The sequence below is a fragment of the Streptomyces sp. NPDC048288 genome (assembly GCF_043201555.1).
Lineage (GTDB): Bacteria > Actinomycetota > Actinomycetes > Streptomycetales > Streptomycetaceae > Streptomyces.
Genome location: NZ_JBICZD010000001.1, coordinates 678,494 through 699,510, shown reverse-complemented (window position 1 = coordinate 699,510; position 21,017 = coordinate 678,494). Strand labels below are relative to the sequence as shown.

General features: G+C 72.1%; 21 protein-coding genes. 9 read left to right on the top strand and 12 right to left on the bottom strand.

Annotation, left to right across the window (positions count from 1 at the left end):
• Positions 1–104: 104 nt before the first annotated feature.
• Complete coding sequence (locus tag ACGFZS_RS03030) at positions 105–1,103, top strand: Gfo/Idh/MocA family protein (protein ID WP_393793640.1); 999 nt, start codon at positions 105–107, stop codon at positions 1,101–1,103.
• 147 nt (positions 1,104–1,250) lie between these two features.
• Positions 1,251–2,009 (top strand): SDR family oxidoreductase, encoded by a 759-nt coding sequence (locus ACGFZS_RS03025; protein WP_393793639.1) that lies wholly within the window; start codon positions 1,251–1,253, stop codon positions 2,007–2,009.
• 240 nt (positions 2,010–2,249) lie between these two features.
• Here the strand turns inward: ACGFZS_RS03025 and ACGFZS_RS03020 are convergent, their stop codons facing one another.
• On the bottom strand, positions 2,250–3,455 hold the full coding sequence (locus ACGFZS_RS03020) for a D-alanyl-D-alanine carboxypeptidase family protein (protein WP_393793638.1): 1,206 nt from the start codon (positions 3,453–3,455) through the stop codon (positions 2,250–2,252).
• 200 nt (positions 3,456–3,655) lie between these two features.
• Between ACGFZS_RS03020 and ACGFZS_RS03015 the strand changes: the two genes are divergently transcribed.
• Positions 3,656–5,137, top strand: coding sequence for an ABC transporter permease (locus ACGFZS_RS03015; protein WP_393793637.1), 1,482 nt, complete (start codon positions 3,656–3,658; stop codon positions 5,135–5,137).
• A gap of 85 nt (positions 5,138–5,222) precedes the next feature.
• The gene (locus ACGFZS_RS03010) at positions 5,223–6,020 is read left to right on the top strand and encodes an ABC transporter ATP-binding protein (protein ID WP_393793636.1); all 798 of its coding nucleotides are present in this window, start codon (positions 5,223–5,225) and stop codon (positions 6,018–6,020) included.
• A gap of 28 nt (positions 6,021–6,048) precedes the next feature.
• On the opposite strand, the gene ACGFZS_RS03005 is transcribed toward ACGFZS_RS03010, so the two are convergent.
• The 3 genes from ACGFZS_RS03005 to ACGFZS_RS02995 are packed head-to-tail and all read right to left on the bottom strand — an operon-like array spanning position 6,049 to position 8,133.
• Entirely contained in the window at positions 6,049–7,035 is a 987-nt protein-coding gene (locus ACGFZS_RS03005; protein ID WP_393793635.1) for an aldo/keto reductase, read from the bottom strand.
• Positions 7,036–7,078: 43 nt separating this feature from the next.
• On the bottom strand, positions 7,079–7,756 hold the full coding sequence (locus ACGFZS_RS03000) for a GNAT family N-acetyltransferase (RefSeq protein ID WP_393793634.1): 678 nt from the start codon (positions 7,754–7,756) through the stop codon (positions 7,079–7,081).
• Positions 7,757–7,806: 50 nt separating this feature from the next.
• Entirely contained in the window at positions 7,807–8,133 is a 327-nt protein-coding gene (locus tag ACGFZS_RS02995; protein WP_393546667.1) for a nuclear transport factor 2 family protein, read from the bottom strand.
• A 122-nt stretch (positions 8,134–8,255) separates the two neighbouring features.
• Here ACGFZS_RS02995 and ACGFZS_RS02990 point away from each other — a divergent pair, with 122 nt between their 5' ends.
• From ACGFZS_RS02990 to ACGFZS_RS02980, 3 genes are all read left to right on the top strand, one after another.
• Complete coding sequence (locus ACGFZS_RS02990) at positions 8,256–8,801, top strand: DoxX family protein (protein ID WP_393793633.1); 546 nt, start codon at positions 8,256–8,258, stop codon at positions 8,799–8,801.
• A 31-nt stretch (positions 8,802–8,832) separates the two neighbouring features.
• Positions 8,833–9,183 carry a MazG-like family protein gene (locus tag ACGFZS_RS02985; RefSeq protein ID WP_393793632.1) on the top strand — a complete coding sequence of 117 codons (351 nt, stop codon included), beginning with the start codon at positions 8,833–8,835 and terminating at the stop codon, positions 9,181–9,183.
• Positions 9,184–9,281: 98 nt separating this feature from the next.
• On the top strand, positions 9,282–10,181 hold the full coding sequence (locus tag ACGFZS_RS02980) for a dihydrodipicolinate synthase family protein (protein WP_393793631.1): 900 nt from the start codon (positions 9,282–9,284) through the stop codon (positions 10,179–10,181).
• Positions 10,182–10,207: 26 nt separating this feature from the next.
• On the opposite strand, the gene ACGFZS_RS02975 is transcribed toward ACGFZS_RS02980, so the two are convergent.
• Positions 10,208–11,104: an alpha/beta hydrolase gene (locus tag ACGFZS_RS02975; protein WP_393793630.1), complete on the bottom strand. Its 897-nt coding sequence runs from the start codon at positions 11,102–11,104 to the stop codon at positions 10,208–10,210.
• A gap of 179 nt (positions 11,105–11,283) precedes the next feature.
• On the opposite strand from ACGFZS_RS02975, the gene ACGFZS_RS02970 reads away from it, so the two are divergent.
• Entirely contained in the window at positions 11,284–11,916 is a 633-nt protein-coding gene (locus ACGFZS_RS02970) for a DUF1345 domain-containing protein (protein ID WP_393793629.1), read from the top strand.
• Positions 11,917–12,201: 285 nt separating this feature from the next.
• On the opposite strand, the gene ACGFZS_RS02965 is transcribed toward ACGFZS_RS02970, so the two are convergent.
• The 3 genes from ACGFZS_RS02965 to ACGFZS_RS02955 all read right to left on the bottom strand — a co-directional run bounded on the left by ACGFZS_RS02965 (position 12,202) and on the right by ACGFZS_RS02955 (position 16,391).
• A complete protein-coding gene (locus ACGFZS_RS02965) occupies positions 12,202–13,293 on the bottom strand; it encodes a polyprenyl synthetase family protein (RefSeq protein WP_393793628.1) in 1,092 nt (363 codons plus the stop codon).
• A gap of 123 nt (positions 13,294–13,416) precedes the next feature.
• On the bottom strand, positions 13,417–15,768 hold the full coding sequence (locus tag ACGFZS_RS02960; protein ID WP_393793627.1) for an FdhF/YdeP family oxidoreductase: 2,352 nt from the start codon (positions 15,766–15,768) through the stop codon (positions 13,417–13,419).
• Positions 15,769–15,941: 173 nt separating this feature from the next.
• Positions 15,942–16,391 (bottom strand): Clp protease N-terminal domain-containing protein, encoded by a 450-nt coding sequence (locus ACGFZS_RS02955; protein ID WP_359223172.1) that lies wholly within the window; start codon positions 16,389–16,391, stop codon positions 15,942–15,944.
• Positions 16,392–16,497: 106 nt separating this feature from the next.
• On the opposite strand from ACGFZS_RS02955, the gene ACGFZS_RS02950 reads away from it, so the two are divergent.
• Positions 16,498–16,965, top strand: coding sequence for a nuclear transport factor 2 family protein (locus ACGFZS_RS02950; protein WP_359223171.1), 468 nt, complete (start codon positions 16,498–16,500; stop codon positions 16,963–16,965).
• A 55-nt stretch (positions 16,966–17,020) separates the two neighbouring features.
• On the opposite strand, the gene ACGFZS_RS02945 is transcribed toward ACGFZS_RS02950, so the two are convergent.
• Genes ACGFZS_RS02945 through ACGFZS_RS02930 form a run of 4 tightly spaced genes read right to left on the bottom strand, consistent with a single transcriptional unit; the run spans position 17,021 to position 21,013 of the window.
• Positions 17,021–18,520: an MFS transporter gene (locus tag ACGFZS_RS02945; protein WP_393793626.1), complete on the bottom strand. Its 1,500-nt coding sequence runs from the start codon at positions 18,518–18,520 to the stop codon at positions 17,021–17,023.
• Complete coding sequence (locus tag ACGFZS_RS02940; protein WP_393793625.1) at positions 18,517–19,443, bottom strand: alpha/beta hydrolase; 927 nt, start codon at positions 19,441–19,443, stop codon at positions 18,517–18,519. Before ACGFZS_RS02940 ends, ACGFZS_RS02945 begins: the two co-directional genes overlap by 4 nt.
• A gap of 17 nt (positions 19,444–19,460) precedes the next feature.
• The gene (locus tag ACGFZS_RS02935) at positions 19,461–20,045 is read right to left on the bottom strand and encodes an NADPH-dependent FMN reductase (protein WP_393793624.1); all 585 of its coding nucleotides are present in this window, start codon (positions 20,043–20,045) and stop codon (positions 19,461–19,463) included.
• The gene (locus ACGFZS_RS02930) at positions 20,015–21,013 is read right to left on the bottom strand and encodes a DMT family transporter (RefSeq protein ID WP_393793623.1); all 999 of its coding nucleotides are present in this window, start codon (positions 21,011–21,013) and stop codon (positions 20,015–20,017) included. The genes ACGFZS_RS02935 and ACGFZS_RS02930 overlap by 31 nt, the downstream gene beginning before the upstream one ends.
• Positions 21,014–21,017 lie beyond the last annotated feature (4 nt).

Genomic DNA, 21,017 nt, shown 5'->3' with positions numbered 1-21,017 from the left:
GCTCTCCTGCTCGGTGATCCTTGGTGAACCCCGATGTCCGCCGCCTATGCTCTCAGCTCGTACAGACTGCCTGGAAACACACGAGCGAGGGTGGGACGGCCGGGATGGCGGAGCAGAGCGTGCGGTGGGGGATCCTTGCGACGGGCGGGATCGCCGCCGCGTTCACGGCGGACCTCGTCGATCTGCCGGACGCCGAGATCGTCGCGGTGGCCTCGCGGTCGACCGCGTCGGCGGAGGCGTTCGCGGAGCGGTTCGGGATCGGCCGGGCGTACGGCGACTGGGAGTCGCTGGCCCGGGACGAGGAGATCGACGTCGTGTACGTCGCCACTCCGCACTCGGCGCACCGGGCGGCCGCCGGGCTCTGCCTGGAGGCGGGGCGGAACGTGCTGTGCGAGAAGGCGTTCACGCTCAACGGGCGGGAGGCCGAGGAACTCGTCGCGCTGGCCAAGGAGCACGACCGCTTCCTGATGGAGGCGATGTGGACGTACTGCAACCCGCTGGTGCGGCGGCTGACGGCGCTGGTCGCGGACGGCGCGATCGGCGAGGTGCGGACGGTCCAGGCGGACTTCGGCCTGGAGGGTCCGTTCCCGCCGGCGCACCGGCTGCGGGACCCGGCACTGGGCGGCGGCGCGCTCCTCGACCTCGGCGTCTACCCGGTGTCGTTCGCCCATCTGCTGCTCGGTGAGCCGGACGGGATGTCGGCGCGAGCGGTGCTCTCGGAGGAGGGCGTCGATCTCCAGACGGGTGCACTGCTCTCCTGGGAGAGCGGCGCTCTCGCCATGGTGCACTGCTCCATCGTCGGCGGCACCGGCACCAGCGCCTCCATCACCGGCTCGCGCGGCCGGATCGACATTCCCGACGGCTTCTTCCACCCCGAACGCTTCGTCCTGCACCGCGACGGCCGCGACCCGCAGGAGTTCGCCATGGCCCCCGCCGACGGCCCCCGCAACACCCTCCGCCACGAGGCCCGCGAGGTCATGCGCGCCCTGCGGGCGGGCGAGAAGGAGTCCCCCCTCGTCCCCCTCGAAGGCACCCTCGCCGTCATGCGCACCCTGGACACCCTCAGGGACCAGATCGGCGTCCGCTACGCGGGCGAGCTGTGAACGCCCTGCGGTAGAGCGCCCCGTCAGGGGCGCGGGGCTGTGTCTGATATGCGGCTCCGCCGCGTGGGCGCGACCAGCCCCCACGCACCCGCACCCAACCGACAACCCACCCCGGCACCACCCAACGCAGCGCCTACGCTGCGCCCCATGAATGCCAACCCATCAAAGGTCGCGATCGTCACCGGCGCCGGTTCCGGCATCGGCCGCGCCGTCGCCGTAGAACTGCTCCGCACCGGCTGGTCGGTGGCCCTGGCCGGCCGCCGGTCGGAGCGGCTCGCGGAGACGGCCGCGCTGGCGCCCGAGGGCGCCTCCGTCGCCGTCCGCACCGACGTGTCGGACCCCGCGGCCGTCGACGCGCTGTTCGCGGCGACCGTGGACCGGTTCGGCCGCGTGGACCTGCTGTTCAACAACGCGGGCACCTTCGGCCCCGGCGGGGTACCGGTCGAGGACCTCCCCTACGAGGCGTGGCGGCACGTGGTGGACACCAACCTCAACGGAGCGTTCCTGTGCGCACAGGCCGCGTTCCGGCAGATGAAGGAGCAGGAGCCGCGGGGCGGGCGGATCATCAACAACGGGTCGATCTCGGCGCACACGCCCCGCCCGCGGTCCGTCGCCTACACCGCGACCAAGCACGCGCTGACCGGCCTCACCAAGGCGCTCTCCCTGGACGGGCGGCCGTACGACATCGCGGTGGGGCAGATCGACATCGGCAACGCGGCCACCGACATGACGGCCCGGATGCAGGTGGGCGCGCTCCAGGCGAACGGGGAGGTCGCCCCGGAACCCGTGATGGACGTCGAAGACGTGGCGCGGACCGTGCGGCACATGGCGGAGCTGCCGCTGGGGGCGAACGTGCAGTTCGCGACGGTGCTGGCGACGGCGATGCCGTACGTCGGGCGGGGCTGACCCGCCGTTCAGCCGGAGTCTCCGCAATCTATACAAGCGGAATCCCAACCTCCGCGGTATTGCGGCCGGTAAGGAGCCTATGCTCGACTCTCCTCCACCAGAACTTCACACTTGGAGCTCTGGGATTCCGCTGACCATACCGAGGGGGGAGGCGGCAGCCGTTCCACCGGACCGGAGTGGGGGTGGACCCGCGTGGGACCGCGGGTACGCACCGGTGGGTGGAGCGGCTGCCGCGTGACGTCAGCCGGCCTGCGGGTCGCCCGGGGCGTCCGCGCCGTCCGTGGCGGCTGCCTTGCGCGCACCGCGCCGGCGCAGTGCCCACGCCCCCGCGCCCAGCAGCGCGAGCGTCCCCGCCCCGCCCTCCGCGAGCCGCCACGGCGACGGACCTGAGGACGTCGAACCGGCCGCGCCCGTCCCGGCCGCCCCCGCGGCACCCTTGGCCTTCGACGGCGACGGGCTCGCGCTCGCCCCGCCCTCGCTCAGCGGATCGACCAGCAACCCCACCGACTGCGCCGAACTGCCCTTGCCGAAGCCCCAGTCGAGCAGCGCGGCGGTCTCCTCGTAGACGGCGTTGTTGCCGCTGGCCGGGTGCATCACGGTGACCAGCAGGGTGCGGCCGTCCCGGGTGGCGGCGCCGGTGAAGGTGTTGCCGGCGTTGCTGGTGTAGCCGTTCTTGACGCCGAACAGGCCCTTGTAGGTGTCCAGGCCCCAGGAGCCGGTGAGCAGGCGGTCGGTGTTCTGGATCTGGAAGGTCTTCTTGCCGCCCGCCGGGAAGTCCGCGGTCTTCGTGCCGCAGTAGCCCCGGAACTCGTCGTCCTTCAGGCCGTGCCGGGCGAAGAGCGTCAGGTCGTACGCGGACGACAGCTGCCCCTTGTGGTCGAAGCCGTCGGGGCTGACCACATGGGTGTCCAGGGCCTGCAGGTCGACCGCCTTGGCCTGCATCTCGGCGACGGTCTTCGCGATGCCGCCGTTCATGTGGGACAGCACGTGCACGGCGTCGTTGCCGGAGCGCAGGAAGACGCCCTGCCACAGCTGCTCGACGGTGTAGGTGAGGCCGGGCTTGATGCCGACCAGGCTGGAGCCGGAGGGGACGTCGGAGATGTCGGAGTCCTTGACCTTGTAGCGCCCGCTCCGCTCGAACTTCTTCAGCACGGTGTCCGCGAACAGCATCTTCAGCGTGGACGCGGGCGCCAGCCGCCGGTGCGCGTTGCAGGAGGCCAGCACCTCCCCGCTCGTGCAGTCGGCGAGCAGCCAGGCCCGGGCGGTGATCTTCTTGGGCAGGCCGGTGGCGCCGCGTACCTGTATGCCGCCGCGGGCCAGCCGCTCGCCGCCTATGACGGTGGCGGCGGAGGCGGGGGCGGCCGCGGAGATCTCCGCGGAGAGGGGGAGAGCGGCGGCCGTCAGTCCGAGGGCGGCACGCCGGGTCAGCCGAGAGGAATCGCGCATCCCGGGACCGTACACCGCAGGCCAGTGGGGCTACCTGGCAGTACCCCCTCCCCCGGCCAGGAATTTGCTGTCTTATGAAAGTTTGCTAAGACCTCGCCGTTTCTCAGCTCTGACACATCTTTTACCCAGGGCGACTCAAAGGTTTCTCCCTAGCTTGAGCCCGCGCCCACAGCGGGCGCCAAGAACCTTCGAGGAACGGGATGTTTGGCATCTATCTCAAGCGCGAGCTGGGCCGCAGAAAGAAGGCGGCCCTGGTCATCGCACTGGGTCTGGCGCTCGGTATCGCGCTGGTCATCACGGTCAGCTCCGTGTCGGCCGGTATGTCCAAGGCGCAGGACAAGGTCCTCCAGTCGCTCTACGGTCTCGGCACCGACATGACCGTGACCAAGGCCCAGTCGGCACCCACCTCGGGCAGCTCCGGCGGTCCGAGCTTCAAGTTCGACGCCAAGTCGAGCAGCAGCTCCAAGCAGAGCTCGGACCGCGTGATGACTCAGGGCGGTCAGGCCCTGAAGTCGACCCTGGTCGCCAAGGTCGCCGACCAGAAGGGCGTGGAGAGCGCGGTCGGAGCGCTCTCCCTCAACGTCACCAAGGTCAACGGCTCCTTCACCCAGGGCAAGGCGCAGAGCAGCTCGGGCTCCAGCTCCAGCTCCAGCGGCAACAGCGGCGGCGGCCAGGGGCAGCCGGGCGGCGGCACCTCCACCGGCCAGCCGCAGGTGCAGGGCGGCGGCGCCAACTTCAACGTGAACAGCTACTCGGTGGTCGGCGTCGACGTCGCCCACCAGGGCCTCGGCCCGCTGGCCTCGATGAAGGTCACCTCGGGCAAGACCTTCACCTCGGCGCAGACCAGCGCCAAGGTCGCGCTGGTCAGCAAGTCGTACGCCAAGGAGAAGAAGTACAAGGTCGGCTCGACCTTCAAGATCTCCGGCACCAAGTTCACGGTCATCGGCATCGTGACCCCGGACAGCAGCGAGTCCGACACCGACCTGTTCGTCCCGCTGAAGCTCGCCCAGACCCTCGGCGACGCCAAGAACCAGGTCACCACGATCTACGTCAAGGCGACCGACTCGAAGCAGATCTCCACCGTGAAGAAGGAGATCCAGTCGAACATCTCGGGTACGACGGTCACCACCTCCGCCGACCTGGCGTCCACCGTCTCCGGTTCGCTCTCCACCGCCTCCAGCCTCGCGACCAGCGTCGGCAAGTGGCTGTCCATCGCGGTGCTCGCGGCGGCCTTCCTGGTGGCGGCCCTGCTGACCTCCTCCGCGGTCTCCCGCCGGGTGCGTGAGTTCGGCACCCTGAAGGCGCTCGGCTGGCCCTCGCGCAACGTGACCCGTCAGGTCGTCGGCGAGTCCATCGTCAACGGTCTGGTCGGCGGTGCCCTCGGTATCGCCCTCGGCGTCGGCGCGGCCTACGCGGTCACGGCGATCAGCCCGAAGCTCACCGCGCAGCTCGGCTCCACCTCCGGCGGTGGCGGCGGCATGGGCGGCGGTCCGGGCGGCGGCGGTCCCGGCCAGCAGTCCACCCAGAACACCCTGGAGATCGCGCTCACCGCGCCCGTCTCCCTGACCACCATCGCCCTCGCGGTCGGCCTCGCGGTCACCGGCGGTCTGATCGCCGGCGCGATGGGCGGCTGGCGCGCCTCGCGGATGCGCCCGGCCGACGCCCTGCGCAGCGTCTCCTAGCCCCCCGCCCCCCTTGACCGGGGCGCCGCCTCCGATCCCCCCGGGACGCGGCGCCCCACCTCACTCAGCACCCAGTGGAGAACCCATGTACAGACTCACCGGAGTCACCAAGCGCTACACGCGGGGCAAGGAGACGGTCGAGGCGCTGCGCGGCATCGACCTGACCATCGAGGACGGCGACCAGCTCGTCATCCAGGGCCCCACCGGCGGCGGCAAGTCCACCCTGCTGCAGATGATCGGCGGTCTTGACCGCCCGAGCGAGGGCAGCGTCCTGCTGGACGACGTCGACCTCGCCAAGGTCAGCGAGACCAAGCTGACCCGGCTGCGCGCCGAGAAGATCGGCATCATCTTCCAGGCGTTCAACCTGATCCCGACGCTCACCGCCCAGGAGAACGTCGAGACCGCCCTGGTCCCGCTCGGCATCAAGCCGGCCGAGCGCCGCGAGCGCGCGGCGGAGGCCCTGCGCTCGGTGGGCCTCGGCGAGCGCCTCACGCACGCCCCCGCCGAGCTCTCCGGCGGCCAGCAGCAGCGTGTCGCGATCGCCCGCGCGCTGGTGAAGAAGCCGAAGGTGCTGCTCGCCGACGAGCCGACCGGCAACCTCGACGAGGGCACCCGCGACGACATCATGGCCCTGCTCGAAGGGCTCTGGCACGAGTACGGGCTGACCTTCATCATGGTCACCCACGACTCCTCCATCGCCCGCCGCGCCCCGCGCCTGGCCACCATCAAGGCCGGCCAGATCACCCTCACCGAGCAGGGCGGCGGACAGCGCTTCGCGCAGCAGGCGGCGGGACACGGCGGACAGCCCCAGCAGGCCCAGCAGGCGGCGTACGGCCAGCAGCCGTACGTGCAGCAGCAGTACGGGGGCGGCCAGGGTTACTGACCGTCGGACGTGAGCGGCCCGGGGCCGCTCACCGCTTGAGGAGCCGGTCGATCTCGGCCGTCTGCTCGGCGGTGAGCGGCCCCTTCGCGAGCGCGCCGGCGTTCTGCTCGGCCTGGGCGACGGACCGGAAGCCGGGGATCGGGAGGGTGCGCGGGCCGCGGGCCCAGATCCAGGCGAGGGCGCCCTGGGCGAGGGTCCGCCCGTCGCTGGTGAGGACCTCGCGGACGGCCTCGATCCGCTCGACCCACTCGGGGTCGGCCCCGGCGCCGTCCCCGAAGCCGGGCAGCCAGGCCGGCGGCCTGCTCCGGATGTCCCCGTCCCCGGCCCCCGCCCGCCGTCCCGCGAGCAACCCCATGGCCAGCGGGCCCCGGTTGATGCCGGCCAGCTCCAGCTCCTCGCTCAGCGCGGTGAGTTCGGGCGCGTCCTGGAGCACGTTGAGGGTGTACTGCACGGCCGTGCAGTGCGGTCCCTCCGCGAAGACGGCGGCGCGGGCTGGGTCGTCGGTGCTCCAGCCGTAGCCACGGATCAGTCCCTCCCCCACCAACTCCTCGCAGACATCGCGGAGTTCGGCGGCCCGCACCGGGTCGCCGTCGGAGATGTGGAACTGGTAGAGGTCGACGTGGTCGGTGCCGAGGCGGCGCAGGGAGGCGGTGAGGGCGCGGCGGACGTGGGCCGGGGAGTCGTCCTGGCCGAGGGAGGTACGGGTCTCCTCGTCGAAGAGGTTGCCCCACTTGGTGGCGATGACGACGTCGTCCCGCCGCTTGCCGAGGGCCCGGCCGAGGACGCGCTCGCTGTGCCCGGCGCCGTAGGTGTCGGCGGTGTCGAAGAAGGTGACGCCCAGGTCGAGGGCGCGGTGGATGGCCCGTACGGACTCCTCGTCGTCGACCCTGCCCCAGCCGAGCGGCTGCCCGCTCGGGTCCTGCCACTCACCGCCGATGGCCCAGCAGCCGAAGCCGAGCGCGCTGACGCGGATGCCGGAACGTCCCAGGGTCCTGGTGGTGCTGTCGGTTTCCATGGCGAAGACGCTAGGAGTTGGAGCGCACCCGAAGACAAGGGAATCACCGGAGCCGTTGTCGGACGTCCGGCCCGCGCTGCCCGATGCCCAGGACCGGCCGGCACTCCTCGACGCCGCTCAGCTCGATGTCGTCCCGGCGGCCCGCTTCCCACACGTCTCTGGTGAGCCGCCACCGCTGGATCCGCGCGGGCTCGCCACGGCGGGTGTCCCAGTCCGTGCCGTTCGGTTCATAGCCCAGGCCGCGGGAGACGCGGTGGGACGCCTCGTTGTCGACGAAGGCGTCGCTGCCGGCCTCGCGCGCGCCCAGCCCGGCGAAGGCCAGATGCAGGATCGCCGCCCGCATCTCCCTGCCGAGCCCCTGTCCGCGGCTGCCGGGGGCCAGCCAGGAGAAGCTGGACACCGTGCCGAACCGGGCGAAGTCACTGCCGACGAGATCCTGCATGCCGACCGGTTCACCGTCGACGAGCACCGCGAAGTACAGCCGCCACGCGTCCGGGCTCACCCGGGCGCGACCGGCCCAGACGGCCCGCAGCCACCGCCACTCGCGGTCCGGGCTGTCGGCGTAGAACGAGCTCGGGTCGTCGAACGGCCACGGCTCGACGTCGGCGACCCCGGCCCGCACGAGCGGCACCAGCCGTTCCAGCAGTTCGTCGGAGGCACCGGCCAACGTCAGCCGCGGTGTGCGGACTTCGACGTTCAACGGCGGATAGGTGTGGGCCACGCCCGGACGGTAGCCACCCCGCCGGGCGGCCGCATCCGGATTTCCGCCGCCTAGGCCTGCCCCGTCTCGAAGCGGGAGATGCGGCCGTCGGTGTCGACGGTGAAGTCCCAGCGGGTGACCATCTCGCCCCAGGTGTCGTTGCGGTAGTGGGCGAGGAGGGAGCGGCCGCCGTTGGACTCGTTGTCGACGTCGATGTGGCCGTTGGAGGAGAAGATCTCCCGGTCGATCCACTCGTCGAGGTTCCGGTCGGAGCCGTCGTCCGCCATGGTGGCGCCCGGGGAAAGCAGGTCGAGGAAGCTCTCGCGGTCGTGGGAGTTGAGGGCCGTGACGAAGGCCCGTACGGCCGGATCGCTGAGCTTGTCCGTTTTGATGGTCATGCCGGTCAGCCTCACACCGTGGCCAGGGGCCCGCCACCCGAACGGCGGCGCGGACGGGCCGTTCGGGTGGGGCGGATGCGACGGTGGAGACCCGTGATCCGTAGTCGCCGATGGGAGCCGCCGTGAGCTGTTGTGACCGACGAGACGTGGGGCTGCTGCTGCTCCGGCTGGGGACCGGCGGGGTGCTGGCGGCGCACGGCGCGCAGAAGCTGCTCGGGTGGTTCGGCGGGGGCGGGATCGAGGGCACGGGCCAGTTCATGGAGTCGGTCGGGTACGCGCCCGGGCGGCAGAGCGCGATGGCGGCGGGGCTGGCGGAGGCGGGCGGCGGGACGCTGCTGGCGCTGGGCCTCGCGACCCCGGCGGCGGGGGCGGCGGCGGCCGGTGCGATGGCGGGCGCGGCCGCGCTGCACATGCCGAACGGGTTCTTCGCGGCGGAGGGCGGCTACGAGTACGCGGCGAGCCTGGGCCTGACCGCGGCCGGCCTGGCGGTCTCGGGTCCCGGCCGGCTCTCCCTGGACCACGCGTTCGGGCATGTCTTCGACCGGGGCTGGATGGTCCCGGTGGCGCTCGGTGTGACGGCCGCGGTGACGGCGGCGGTGATCGGGGCGCGGAACCAGCGGGTGCGGCGGGAACAGGAGGGCGAGCAGGAGGCGCTGTTCGAGGAGTAGCGCCGGGCTGGGGCGCGGCAGACTACGGCCCATGAGCGAACAGGACACCCCCGTCACCGCCCCCGTCGGCCTGTGGCCCGCCGTGGACGACCTCTGGGCACGCCTGGAGGCCGCCCGCGTCCACTCCGGCCCGGAGGGCGTCCTCCTGCGCATCCTCAAACTCTCCGAGGAGGTCGGCGAGGTCGCCGAAGCGGTCATCGGCGCGACCGGTCAGAACCCGCGCAAGGGCGTCACCCACACCTGGGACGACGTACAGAGCGAACTGTGCGACGTGGCCATCACGGCCCTGGTGGCACTCCGGACGCTGACTCCGGAGGCGCAGGACGTGTTCGAGGCCCACTTGACGGGGGTCAGGGGTCGGCCGCTGGGTCCGTCGGCGTGAAGCCGCACTCCGGATCGGCGCCGGACGGCACGATACTTGCGCATCACCGCACAAGCGGTGGACGACGTACATCAGCGATGCGCCACGAGGAGTTCTCCATGTTCCGCGGCCTCAGCGCCTTCCCCCTCACCCCCACCACCGAGGACGGCATCGACGAGGACGCCTTCCGCACCCTCGTCTCCCGCCTCGCCGCCGCCGGCGTCGACTCCATCGGGGCCCTGGGCTCCACCGGCGGCTACGCCTACCTCACCCGCGAACAGCGCGCCCGCGTGACGGCGCTCGCGGTCGAAGCCGCCGACGGTGTGCCGGTCATGGTCGGCATCGGGGCCCTGCGGACCTCACAGGTCCTCGCTCTTGCCGAGGACGCCCAGAAGGCGGGCGCGTCCGCGGTCCTGCTCGCCCCGATGACGTATCAGCCGCTCACCGACGACGAGGTGTTCGGCCTGTACGAGGACGTCACCCGCGAACTGTCGGTACCGCTGTGCGTGTACGACAACCCGCGCACCACCCACGTCCACTTCACCGACGAACTCCACGGCCGTATCGCCGAGTTGCCGCACGTCGCCGCGGTCAAGATCCCGCCGGTGCCGGACGACCCGGCCGCCGCGGAGCAGCGCGTGAGGGCACTGCGGGCGCGGCTCCCGGAGTCGGTGAGCATCGGCGTGAGCGGCGACTGGGCGGCGGCCGACGGCCTGAACGCCGGATGCGAGGCGTGGTACTCGGTCCTCGGCGGCCTGTTCCCACGCACCGCCCTCGCCCTCACCCGCGCCGCCCGGACCGGCCACGCCGAGCAGGCCACCGCCCACTCCGCGCACCTGGAACCCCTCTGGGACCTCACCCGCCGGTACGGCGGCCTACGCGTGATGTCAGCGGCCGCCGCACACCTGGGCCTGACCGCCGAGCCCAACCTGCCGCTGCCGCTGCGAGGTCTGCCCTCCGACGCCCGAGGCCGGCTGGTCTCCGTGCTGGACGACCTGGGCCTCGGGACGACGGCGTGACCCGCAAAACCGCGTCGGCCCTGTGATCAGTGTGTGCTCAACGCCGTCCGCAGACTGGCGGCCATCAACTCGACGGCCTCCTTCCCCGCCGGTACCGGCCCGGTGTGGGTGAAGTAGTGGTCGACGCCCGGGAAGACCCGGAGGGTGACCGGGACGCCGGCGGCCTCCAGTGCCTTGGCGTAGGCCTCGCCCTCGTCTCGCAACCGGTCGTGCTCCCCGGCGACGACCAGGGCGGGCGGCAGCGCGGCGAGGTCGTCGGCCAGTCCCGGCGAGACGAGCGGATGGGCCCGGTCCGCGGGGTCCGGGACATAGGCGGCGGTGAAGATCCGCATGAGCTGGGGCGTGAGCAACGGCTTGGCGATGGGCGACCGCTTGGTGGCCGGGTCGGCGACCTGGTCGAGCGGTGCCGAGTCGAGGATCTGCAGCAAGGGTGTGAAACCGCCGCGGTCCCTGGCCGTACGGCAGACCGCGGCGGCCAGGTTGGCACCGGCGCTGTGCCCACCCACGGCGAGGCGCGAGCCGTCCCAGTCGTGCGCGGCGCCGTTCTCGACGATCCACGCGGTGACGTCGTACGCCTGGGTGACGGCGGTGGGGTACGGCTGCTGCGGGGCGACGGCGTAGTCCACATTCACGACGACACAGCCGGCCTTGGCGGCTATGTACCGGCAGATGTGGTCGTCCTGCTCGGGACGAGCCACGACGAACCCACCCCCGTGGAAATTCACGTACACGGGAGCGGGTGCCTCGGCGGTGGCCGGCGGCCGGTAGACGGTGCACGCCACCGGCCCCGCCCCGGTCTCCACCCGAAGTACCTCGGTGCGCTTCGGAATCTCACCGAACCGAAGGTCCTTGTGCACACGGCTCATCACGCGGCCGAGCAGCAACTGGATCCCTCTGGCCTGGATTCTGGGACTGAACGGCATGACGCGACCACCCATCGCTACAAAGTTAAACCAACAGGATTCCTGATGATGAGGGGTGTGCGGCGCATCACGCAACAGGCAGTACGAGAAGGTGTTCGCCGGGCATCCGGCACCCCGCCGTGTTGATCAGGCGCAGTGCAGCGCGCTGACCGGCGGCGACGGGACTACCGTGATGACGTATGAGACGTTGCCTGCCGCTGGATGCCGTGCCCCGCCTCATCGGCGCGGCGATCGTCGGAGCGGTGGGCGGCGCGGCCGTGGCGGTGGTCGCCGATGGAGCACTGGGCGCGCTGGCCGCGATCGCGGCGACGGAACTGAGCTTCGTCCTGGCGGGCTGGGCGGTGCTGTGGCCGATGGACGCGACGGCAACCCACCGCAATGCGCGGCGTGAGGACTTCCGTCCCGTGACCGATGAACTGGTGGTGGTCGCCGTGGCTCTGTGCGGACTGTCCGCCATCGTGCTGCTGCTCCTGCGCGGCAAGGCCGACCCCGGTCACGTGGCGGCCGCGACCGCCCTGTGCGGTGTCTTCACGGCCTGGGCCGCACTGCATCTGATGTACGCCGCCCGTTACGCCTACGTGTATTACGAGTCCGAGGGCGGAATCGACTTCAACTCGGACGCCCCGCCTGCGTACCGGGACTTCTTCTACTTCAGCTACAACCTCGGCATGACCTATCAGGTGTCCGACACCGATGTGTCGAGTCCGGCGATCCGGGCGATCGTGCTGCGTCACACACTGCTGTCCTACGTCTTCGGCACCGGCATTCTCGCCACCGCCATCAATCTCGTCGTGGGAATGGTCAGCGGCTGAGGTGAAGGCTCTGCCGCACGGCGTGAGCCGGTCGGCACAGGGGCGGTGGAGCGGCTCCTGCGCGACGAGGAGGACTGGGACAAGGACGCGCTGACCGCGTGCGGCCGGCTCGTCCAAGCCATCGCTCCGCCGTGTACAGCCGTGCGTATCAGCCGGTCATGACGGCTCCCGGGGTGTTCCGGCCGGTGCCGGGCGAAGCTGGTCCGAAGGTGATGGAGAACCGCGCGAACAGGCATACGCCGGCGCCACCGACCGCCCGTCCGCCCCCGTCGTCGTACGCGTTCCTCAGCGGGAGCGCTCGACGCTCCACCGGGGCAGCCGCTCGAAGAAGTCGACCGCCTCGCTCCGCCATCTCGGCCGCCAGCCGGTGGCCACCAGGGCGGCCTGTTCCGCGTGGTCGCGCATGCGGGCGCGCAGCCCGGCGGCCACCCCGCGCTCCTCGGCGATCTCCCGGATCGTGGCGATCGTCGCGGCCGTGCAGGCGGGATCGCCGAGCGCGCTCTCCACCACGGCGCGCTCCGCCCCCTGGAGCGACGGGAGCAGGGCGGTCACCAGATAACTGCGCTTGCCGTCGCGGATGTCGGTGCCGGTGGGCTTGCCCATCTCCGTCCCGTCCCCGAACAGGTCCAGATAGTCGTCGCGCAGTTGCGCGCAGATCCCGACCAGCCGCGCGTAGCGCCGCAACTCCCCTGCGTGGTGCGCCGGTTGTCCGCCGGCCGCCAGCAGTCCCAGTTCCAGGGGCGCCAGCAGCGAGTAGCGGGCGGACTTGAAGTCCGCGACCTGGTGGAGGACTTCGGTGTCCGGGAGTTCCTCGGTGACATCGCGTTCCAGGTCGACGACCTGGCCCAGGATCGTCTCGGCCGCCGCCCGGGTGTGGGCCTCGGTCATGGCCTGGCGGACCGGCGGTGACACCCGCGCGTCGAGCAGTGCCCGCAGGGAGAGGGCCAGGGCGAGGTCGCCCGCGAGCACGGTGAGGGCGAGCGCCGTCCGGGGGCGGCCGGGGAACCGCTCGCGGTAGGCGTAGTAGGTGGAGGGGCCGCCGCGCCGGGTGGGGCTGTCGTCGATGAGGTCGTCGTGGACCAGGCCGTGGGTGTGCAGCAGTTCGAGGCTCAGGGCCGCCTCGTCCAGTCCGGCCACGGGCCCGTCGGTCACCAGGCGGGCCGCCTCGCGCAGGATCACCACGCGGATCCGTTTGCCGCCCCGCAGGGACAACTCCCGCAGCAGCGCCAGGCATTCGGGGGTGAAGCGGCCGTACGACGGTGTGTCGAGGGCGCCCTCCAGGGAGTCGAAGTACTTCTCGAAGAGCCGCTCGAAGGACTGGGTGTGCCCGGCCAGCCGGGCCGTCAGGGGGGCGGTGACACCGTCGGTGTCGGGCATGGGCGGGAGCTCCTGACGAGGGCGCGCGGACGGACAGGGACGTCCATGATGCGCGACGGGACGCCGATCTCCCGCATCCCGGCGCTCGCCCGCCGGTGCCGGACCGGCCGGCACCGGCGGGGCTCAGGAGGCGGCGGCCCGGCCGATCGTCACGCGGAGGTGCTTCATCAGCGGCTGGTCGCTCTGTTCGCTGTAGTCGCACAGGGCGACCAGCACGTTCATCTCGGGCATGTAGCCGGCCGCGCAGCCGCGCGGCACGTCGTACGGGATGGCGAGGTAGCCGTTCAGGGTGCGGGTGGTGCCGTCCTTGGCGGTGCTGGTGATGTCGACGGGGTCGAACTCCGCGATGCCGCGTTCGCGCATGTCGGCCGGGTTCATGAAGACGAGGGTGCGGAGGTTCTTGACGCCCCGGTAGCGGTCGTTGTCGGAGTAGATCGTGGTGTTCCACTGGTCGTGGGAGCGCATGGTGCCCAGCGCCAGGGTGCCGGGGGCGGGGACGACGTCCGGCAGGGGTGCCGAGGAGAACTCCGCGCGTCCGGAGGGCGTGCTGAAGACCAGTTCGCGGGCGGGCTGGCGGATGCGGAAGCCGAGCGGCAGCCGGACCCGCCGGTTGAAGTCCTCGAAGCCGTCGAGGACTTGGGCCATGGTGTCGCGGATGCGGTCGTAGTCCTCGACGTACCAGGCCCAGGGGGTGGTGCTGGCGGGGAGGGCGGCGCGGGCGATGCCGGCGATGACGGCGGGTTCGGAGAGCAGGTGGGCGGAGGCGGGCTTCTTCATGCCGACCGACAGGTGCACCATGCTCATCGAGTCCTCGACGGAGGTGCTCTGGATGCCGCAGCGCTGGTGGTCCTTCTCGGTGCGGCCGAGGCAGGGCAGGATCAGTGCCTGCCGGCCGTGCACCAGATGGCTGCGGTTGAGCTTGGTGCTCACCTGGACGGTGAGCGCGCAGCCGCGCAGGGCCCGGTAGGTGGCCTCGGTGTCCGGCGCGGCGAGGGCGAAGTTGCCGCCCATGCCGACGAACACGCCGATGTCGCCGCGGAGCATCGCCTGGATGGTGCCGACGGTGTCGAGGCCGTGTGCGCGGGGCGGGTCGATCCCGCAGACCCGGGCCAGCCGGTCCAGGAACTCCGGCTCGGGCCGGTGGTCGATGCCGCAGGTGCGGTTGCCCTGTACGTTGCTGTGCCCGCGCACGGGTGAGGGACCGGCGCCCTCCCGGCCGAGGTTGCCGCGCAGCAGAAGGACGTTGACGATCTCCCGTACGGTGTCGACGCCGTGCTCGTGCTGGCTGACGCCCAGGCACCAGCTGAAGACGGAGCGGTCGGCGTCCCGGTAGATCCGGGCCGCGCGGAGGATGTCGGCGCGGCCGATGCCGGACTGGCGCTCGATCTCCTCCCAGGGCGTGGCCTCGCACAGCTTGCGGTAGTCCTCGAAGCCGCTGGTGTACCGGTCGACGAACTCCCGGTCCAGCGCCTTGGGATCGGACGTGGACTGGTCCAGGACGGCCTTGGCGATGCCCCGCAGCAGGGCCATGTCGCCGCCGACGCGCACCTGGAGGTCGAGGGTGCCGGTGCGGGTGGCGTGGTTGACGGCCATGTCCACGAAGTCGTGCGGGATGATCGTGCGCCGGGCGGCGGCCTCGATCAGCGGGTTGACGTGCACGATCCGGGCGCCGCGCCGGTAGGCGTCGGCGAGGGCGGTGAGCATGCGGGGCGCGTTGGACGCGGCGTTCACGCCCATGATGAACAGGGCGTCGGTGGCGTCCCAGTCCTTGAGGTCGACGGTGCCCTTGCCGGTGCCGAGGGAGTCGGTGAGGCCGCGTCCGCTCGCCTCGTGGCACATGTTGGAGCAGTCCGGCAGGTTGTTGGTGCCGAGTTCGCGGGCGAGGAGCTGGTACAGGAAGGTGGCCTCGTTGCCGAGCCGCCCGGAGGTGTAGAACGCCGCCCGGTTCGGGTCGTCCAGCTCCCGCAGCGCCCGCCCGGCCAGGGCGAACGCGTCCCGCCAGCTGATCGGCACATAGTGGTCGGACTCGGCGTCGTACACCATCGGCTCGGTCAGCCGGCCCTGGTCCTCCAGCGCGAAGTCGCTCCACCCGGAGAGTTCCGTGACGGAGTGGGCGGCGAAGAACTCCCGTCCGACGCGCTTGCGGGTCATCTCCCAGGTGACGTGCTTGACCCCGTTCTCGCAGAGGTCGAGGTGGAGCCCCTTGGTGTCGTCGGGCCAGGCGCAGCCGGGGCAGTCGAAACCCTCCCCCTCGTGGTTCATCTTCATGATCGCCCGCGGTCCGTCCACGAGCGCCCGCTCCCGCACCAGGAACTTGGTCACGCTCTTGGCGGCGCCCCAGCCGGCGGCCGGGTGGTGGTAGGGGTGGAAGAACGGCTCCCCCTCGGGCCGGGGCCCCACCCGGGCCTCGACCCCGTCCCCGGCTCCCGCCGCCTGCGGCCGGGCCCGCTTCTGCTCGTCGTGGGAGGTGCTCACGGCTCTCACCCTTCGCCGTCGAGAGCGCACACCGCCGGACCCGACGGCGTCCTCTGCCATGCTAGGCACGCCGGTCGGGTGGGGCGAGGCGAGCGGGCCGCGGCGCACGACGGACACGGGCGGACACGGACCGTCACGGCCCGTGCGCCCCCGTCGTCCGGGACGGCCCGGGGTCAGACGTTCGTGTTCTTGCGCAGGGCGTCCAGGCTCTTGCGGACCGGGGCGTACGACAGACCGAAGACGGCCCAGGCGCCCTTGCCGGGACGGTACTTGAGCGCCGCCAGCAGCAGGTGCTCGGTGCCGAGACCGCTGTCGCCGATCTCCCGCATCTCGGCGGCCGCGCCCTCCAGCAGGGCCGCGTGCTCCTGGCTCGGCGAGATGTCGTCCGCGGACGTCCGCGCCACCGGCGGAATCATCTGCCGGCTGCGGTTGACGGCGAATTCATGGAAAGCCGCGAGATCCACGCCGTTGGCCACCAGCAGAGCCGAGAAAGTGGAATCGTCCTGCGCACTGAGAACGGTGAGCAGATGAATGGTGAATAATTCGGGACTGCGCTGAGCGGCGGCGAGTTCGCTCGCCGACCGCACCGCGGCGGCCATCCGGTCGGTGTACTGGACCTGCATGAGAAATTCCCTTCACGGGCGAACTTCCGCCGCCGAATTCATGCGAACTCGACTGACTAAATAGCAACTTGACGATACATCGGCCAGGGATGGCAGTCTACATGGCATGACAAGCCAAGAGGACGAGAGAGCAATAACTGTACTCGTGGGCCGGTTTTTCCGAGCCCTCAATGAACGCCGCTTCGAAGGGGATTGGGGCAGCGAATACTTCACCGACGACGTAAAGGCCGAGAGCCCGCACGGAACGGCCGTGGGCGCCGCGGCCGTTCGCCAGTCGCAGCAGGCCGTGGAGGACTGGGCGGCGATCCAGTACATGAACACGGACCTTCTCGTCGAGGGTGACGCGGCCGATCCGGACGCCGCCACGGCGTCCTGGAACTCCCTGATGACCCATATCCACCACGAGGCCACGCTCCGGAAGCTCGGCGAGGGTCTCGACCCGCTGTTCACCGTGGGCGGCGTCTGGGACGTGGACCTGCGCCGCACGGCCGACGGCTGGCGTTTCTCCCGGACCTCGGTCCGCCCGGTATGGATGTCCGGGACCGCGCCGCAGCTCCCGGCGGCGGCCGAGTGATCCGGCGGAGGCCGGCGTTCCGCGACGGAACCCCGGCCTCCGCCGCACCGGCCGATCAGATCCGGCCAATCGCGTCGGCTTCACCGTCCGCCCTCCCCTCCCGGGAGATCCGGGCGGTGCGCGGAGCCCGCAGAGCGAGCGCCGCCAGGCCCACGGCCGACGAGATCAGGCCGCCGTAGACCAGAGCCGCGCGGGCGCCCTGATGGGCGGCGACCCAGCCGGTCAGCAGGGCGCCGAACGGGGTCGAGCCCTGCACCAGCAGGGTGTAGAGCGCCAGGATCCGGCCCCGGTGGCCGGGGTCGGACCCCAGCTGGACCCGGTGGTTGACGGCCTGGGTGAAGTAGAGGGCGGTCAGACCGGTGACCGCGAGCAGGACCAGGGCGGTGCCCTGTCCCGGGGCCAGTCCCGCCAGCGCCTCCGCCGCCCCGAAGGCGAGGGCGGCACCGGCCACCAGCGTCTCCGACGGGCGGCCCACGCGTCCCGTGCCGATCAGGGCGCCGAGCAGCGATCCCACGGCGACGGCCGAGGTGAACAGTCCGAAGGAACCGGCGTCGGCGTGGAACACGGTCTTGGCCAGCAGCGGCAGGGTGAGCTGGAAGTTCAGGCCGAAGACCCCGACCAGGGCGACCGCGGCCAACGGCAGCAGCAGGTCGGGGCGGGCCGCCACGTACCGCAGGGCGTCCACGGTCCGTCCGTCCCGCGCGGGGCCGGCCCGGCGCAGCAGCTCCCCGGGGCGCATCAGCAGGAGCGCCGCCACCGTGGCCAGATAGCTGGCCGCGTTGAGCAGGGACACCGGTCCGATGCCGAGCCAGGTGATCGCCAGACCGCCCAGCGCGGGCCCGAAGACGCGCGCCAGGTTGAAGTAGGCGGCGCTCAGCGCCGAGGCGTTGGGCAGCAGGTCGCCGCCGACCATCTCGTGCACGAAGGACATCCGGGCCGGCGTCTCGATCGCGTTGACCAGGCCGAGGCAGAAGGCCAGCACGCACACGTGCCACACGCGTACGGCCCCCGTGAACACCAGGGGGGCCAGGATCAGGGACAGGGCGGCCGAGACCAGGTTGGCCGCGAGCAGGATCACCCGCTTGTCGTGGCGGTCGGCGAGCCGGCCGCCGTAGAGGGAGAGGAACAGCATGGGCGCGAACTGAAGCGCCGTCACCAGGCCGAGGACGGTGGCCGAGTCACCGGACAGGGAGAGCACCAGCCAGTCCTGGGTGACGAGCATCATCCAGGTACCGATCACCGACACGAGCTGGCCGACGAAGAACAGCCGGAAGTTACGCACCGACAGGGACCGGCCGATGGACCGGAGGTTGCGGCGTACGGACCAGGACCGGCCGGTGGCGCGGAAGTTGCGACGTACGGACAAGGACCGGCCGATGGCACGGAAGTTGCGACGCACCGACGAAGACCGGCCGATGGACCGGATGTTGCGACGCACCGACGAAGACCGGCCGGTGGCACGGAAGTTGGACACCGACCAGGAGCGCCAGATGGTCCGGAACCGGGGCGTGGGGCCGGTGGGCGGCGCGGGGCGCGGGCGGGTCTCCTGGTTCACGGGCCCGCCTGTTCGCGGCACGCGAGCAGTTCCTCCAGGAAGCCCAGGACGCGCAGATGGTAGGAGCGGGCGGCCCAGCCGAGGCTGATGTTGTGGCCCGCGTCCGGCTGCCGGTCCACCGTGACCCGGGCCGACCGGAGATGCCCGGCCAGCTCCGTCAGGGTGTCGGTGTCGTGCAGCCACCAGTTCTCGTACTCCGCGAACGTGAACCGGACCGGGACCCGGACCCGGGCGGCCACGCCGGGGAACAGCTCCGACCACTGCCGCAGCTCCCGCAGCTCCACCGGGGGCATCGGCGCCAGCAGGGGCCTGCTGTAGCGGAAGCTGTTCGGCGGGTAGAGCCGCAGCGGCCCCCAGTGCCACTTCCAGGACTCGCGGGCGAGGTCGCCCGGCGGTTCCCCGAGGTCCACGGCGTAGCGGTGGCCGCACCCGGACACGTCCACGCCGATGATCCGGTCGCACACGTCGTCGGCGGTGGCCGTCAGCGCCACCTTGCCGCCGAAGGAGTGCGCGACCAGCAGGAACCCGGCGCCCGTGGGAAAGCGCCGGGCGTAGTCGTCGAGCGCCGCGTGCAGGGTCGCCGACTGCTCGGCGAGGCTCTGCCCCTCGGGTATCTCCCGGGCCGACCGGCCGTAGCCGGGACGGTCCAGGCTCAGCACCGCGAACCCGAGGCTCGCCCCCAGCCCCAGCAGCGACACGCTCGGATGCGCCTGCCCGTCGAAGTACCCGGCCGTCATCCCGCCCCCGTGCACGGCGACCACGACCGCCCGGGGCGGCGGCCCGTCCGGCGCGATGTGCAGCCCCGACAGGGTGATGCCGCCCGCGTCCAGGGTGATGTCCGTGACCCCGGAGGTCCTGGTCGCGAGGGTGCGCTCCGGCGCGGGGGCCGAAGCCGGGGTGTGCCGCGTCTGCTGCGTCGCCACCGTCGTCTCCTTCGCGCTCATGCCGTGTACGGGCGGCGCCCGCGGGCCTGTCGGAGGGCGACGGCCCACCACACCAGCTGGCCGAGCATGGTCTTCGCCGCCGCGTCGAGGCCCGGCACGTCCCGTGGGTTGCCGTCCTCGTCGAAGTGGCTGCGCGCGTCCGCGAAGCTGACGCCGTCCCGCAGGGTGGCGACATGGAGCTCGGCGAAGATCTGCCGCAGCTGCTCCACCGCCCGCAGCCCCCGGGAGCGGCCGCCGTAGGAGACGAAGGAGACCGGCTTGCCGCGCCACTGCGTGGGATGCCAGTCGAGCACGCTCTTCAGAACAGCGGGGCAGCCGTGGTTGTACTCGGCGGTGACGACCACATAGGCGTCGGCCGCCTCGATGCGGGTCGCCACCTCGTCGAGCCGGTGCCGGGCGGCGGCGGCCCGGTCCGGGGAGACCACCACCGGCAGATCGGCCGCGACGGCGTCGATCACGTCGACGCTGAACCCGCCGAACTGCTCGGCCTGCCGGGTCAGCCAGCGGGCGACCACCGGACCCGAGCCGCTCTCCGGCGGACTGCTGGTGATCACTGCGAGGCGTACGGACTCTCCGGGCATGGCTGACCTCCCCTGGGGTCGGAACTCTCTGTGGCACGGTCTCTGGCACGGGCTGACAGGCAGGGCACGGGCGGCTCCCCCGGCGAGGCGCGCGGGGCGCCGCCGGCCACGAGGACGGTCCGCTCGCCGCGGCCCGCGGCCCCGGGGCCGGTCCGGTCGCCGACCACCAGCAGCAGTCCGACGGCCGCCGTCGCCGCCGCGGCCACCGCCAGGGCGCCGCCGGCGGCGCCGAGGTGGAAGCCGTCGTCCAGGACGGCGACGCCGACCAGGGACGCGACGACGGGATTGGCGAGCGTGGTGGCCACCAGCGGCACAGTGAGGCCGGCCCCGCGGTACGAGGCCTGGGACGCGGCCACCCCGGCGAGGGCGAGCACCCCCATCAGGCACAGCCCCGCCGCCTCGGCGCCCGCGCCGAACACGCCCCAGCCCGCCACGACCGCCTTGACGTGGACCGAGGCCACCCCGAACGCCACTCCGGCCGCCACCCCGAGCACGGCTCCGCGTGCCGCAGGCCACCGGGTCGCGGCCGCGGCCCCGGCCAGCAGGGCCACCGCGCCGACGCCCAGGGCCGCGATCACCGACTGCTGCCGGACGGACAGCAGCACCTCAGGCCCGGTGTCGACCAGCCCGGTCAGCACCGCGAGCCCACCGGTGACCAGCCCCACCCCGGCCCACACCGCCCGCCCCGGCACCGCCCGGCCCGGCGCGGCGAGGGGCAGGGCGAACACCAGGGTGAGCGCGCCCAGCGGCTGTACGAGGGTGAGCGGGCCCCAGCGAAGCGCGAGCGCGTGCAGCAGTCCGCCACCGCCGTTCAGGGTGAGCGCCGTCCACCAGAGGCCGGAGCGCAGGGTGGCCCGCACGGCCGACTGCCGGGCCGCGCCGGCGACCCGCTCCTGGAACAGCGCCCCCACGGCATAGCAGGCCGCCGACACCAGACAGAGCAGGACCGACAGCGCCAAGGAACTCATCGTC

Coding starts and splice junctions, on each gene's coding strand:
- ACGFZS_RS03005 (WP_393793635.1), bottom strand. CDS start 7,035: ATGGAAACCGACAGCACCACCAGGACCCTGGGACGTTCCGGCATCCGC.
- ACGFZS_RS02950 (WP_359223171.1), top strand. CDS start 16,498: ATGACAAGCCAAGAGGACGAGAGAGCAATAACTGTACTCGTGGGCCGG.
- ACGFZS_RS02935 (WP_393793624.1), bottom strand. CDS start 20,045: ATGCCCGGAGAGTCCGTACGCCTCGCAGTGATCACCAGCAGTCCGCCG.
- ACGFZS_RS03010 (WP_393793636.1), top strand. CDS start 5,223: ATGTACAGACTCACCGGAGTCACCAAGCGCTACACGCGGGGCAAGGAG.
- ACGFZS_RS03020 (WP_393793638.1), bottom strand. CDS start 3,455: ATGCGCGATTCCTCTCGGCTGACCCGGCGTGCCGCCCTCGGACTGACG.
- ACGFZS_RS02965 (WP_393793628.1), bottom strand. CDS start 13,293: ATGCCCGACACCGACGGTGTCACCGCCCCCCTGACGGCCCGGCTGGCC.
- ACGFZS_RS03030 (WP_393793640.1), top strand. CDS start 105: ATGGCGGAGCAGAGCGTGCGGTGGGGGATCCTTGCGACGGGCGGGATC.
- ACGFZS_RS02995 (WP_393546667.1), bottom strand. CDS start 8,133: ATGACCATCAAAACGGACAAGCTCAGCGATCCGGCCGTACGGGCCTTC.
- ACGFZS_RS02955 (WP_359223172.1), bottom strand. CDS start 16,391: ATGCAGGTCCAGTACACCGACCGGATGGCCGCCGCGGTGCGGTCGGCG.
- ACGFZS_RS02985 (WP_393793632.1), top strand. CDS start 8,833: ATGAGCGAACAGGACACCCCCGTCACCGCCCCCGTCGGCCTGTGGCCC.
- ACGFZS_RS03025 (WP_393793639.1), top strand. CDS start 1,251: ATGAATGCCAACCCATCAAAGGTCGCGATCGTCACCGGCGCCGGTTCC.
- ACGFZS_RS02930 (WP_393793623.1), bottom strand. CDS start 21,013: ATGAGTTCCTTGGCGCTGTCGGTCCTGCTCTGTCTGGTGTCGGCGGCC.
- ACGFZS_RS02970 (WP_393793629.1), top strand. CDS start 11,284: ATGAGACGTTGCCTGCCGCTGGATGCCGTGCCCCGCCTCATCGGCGCG.
- ACGFZS_RS02980 (WP_393793631.1), top strand. CDS start 9,282: ATGTTCCGCGGCCTCAGCGCCTTCCCCCTCACCCCCACCACCGAGGAC.
- ACGFZS_RS03015 (WP_393793637.1), top strand. CDS start 3,656: ATGTTTGGCATCTATCTCAAGCGCGAGCTGGGCCGCAGAAAGAAGGCG.
- ACGFZS_RS02975 (WP_393793630.1), bottom strand. CDS start 11,104: ATGCCGTTCAGTCCCAGAATCCAGGCCAGAGGGATCCAGTTGCTGCTC.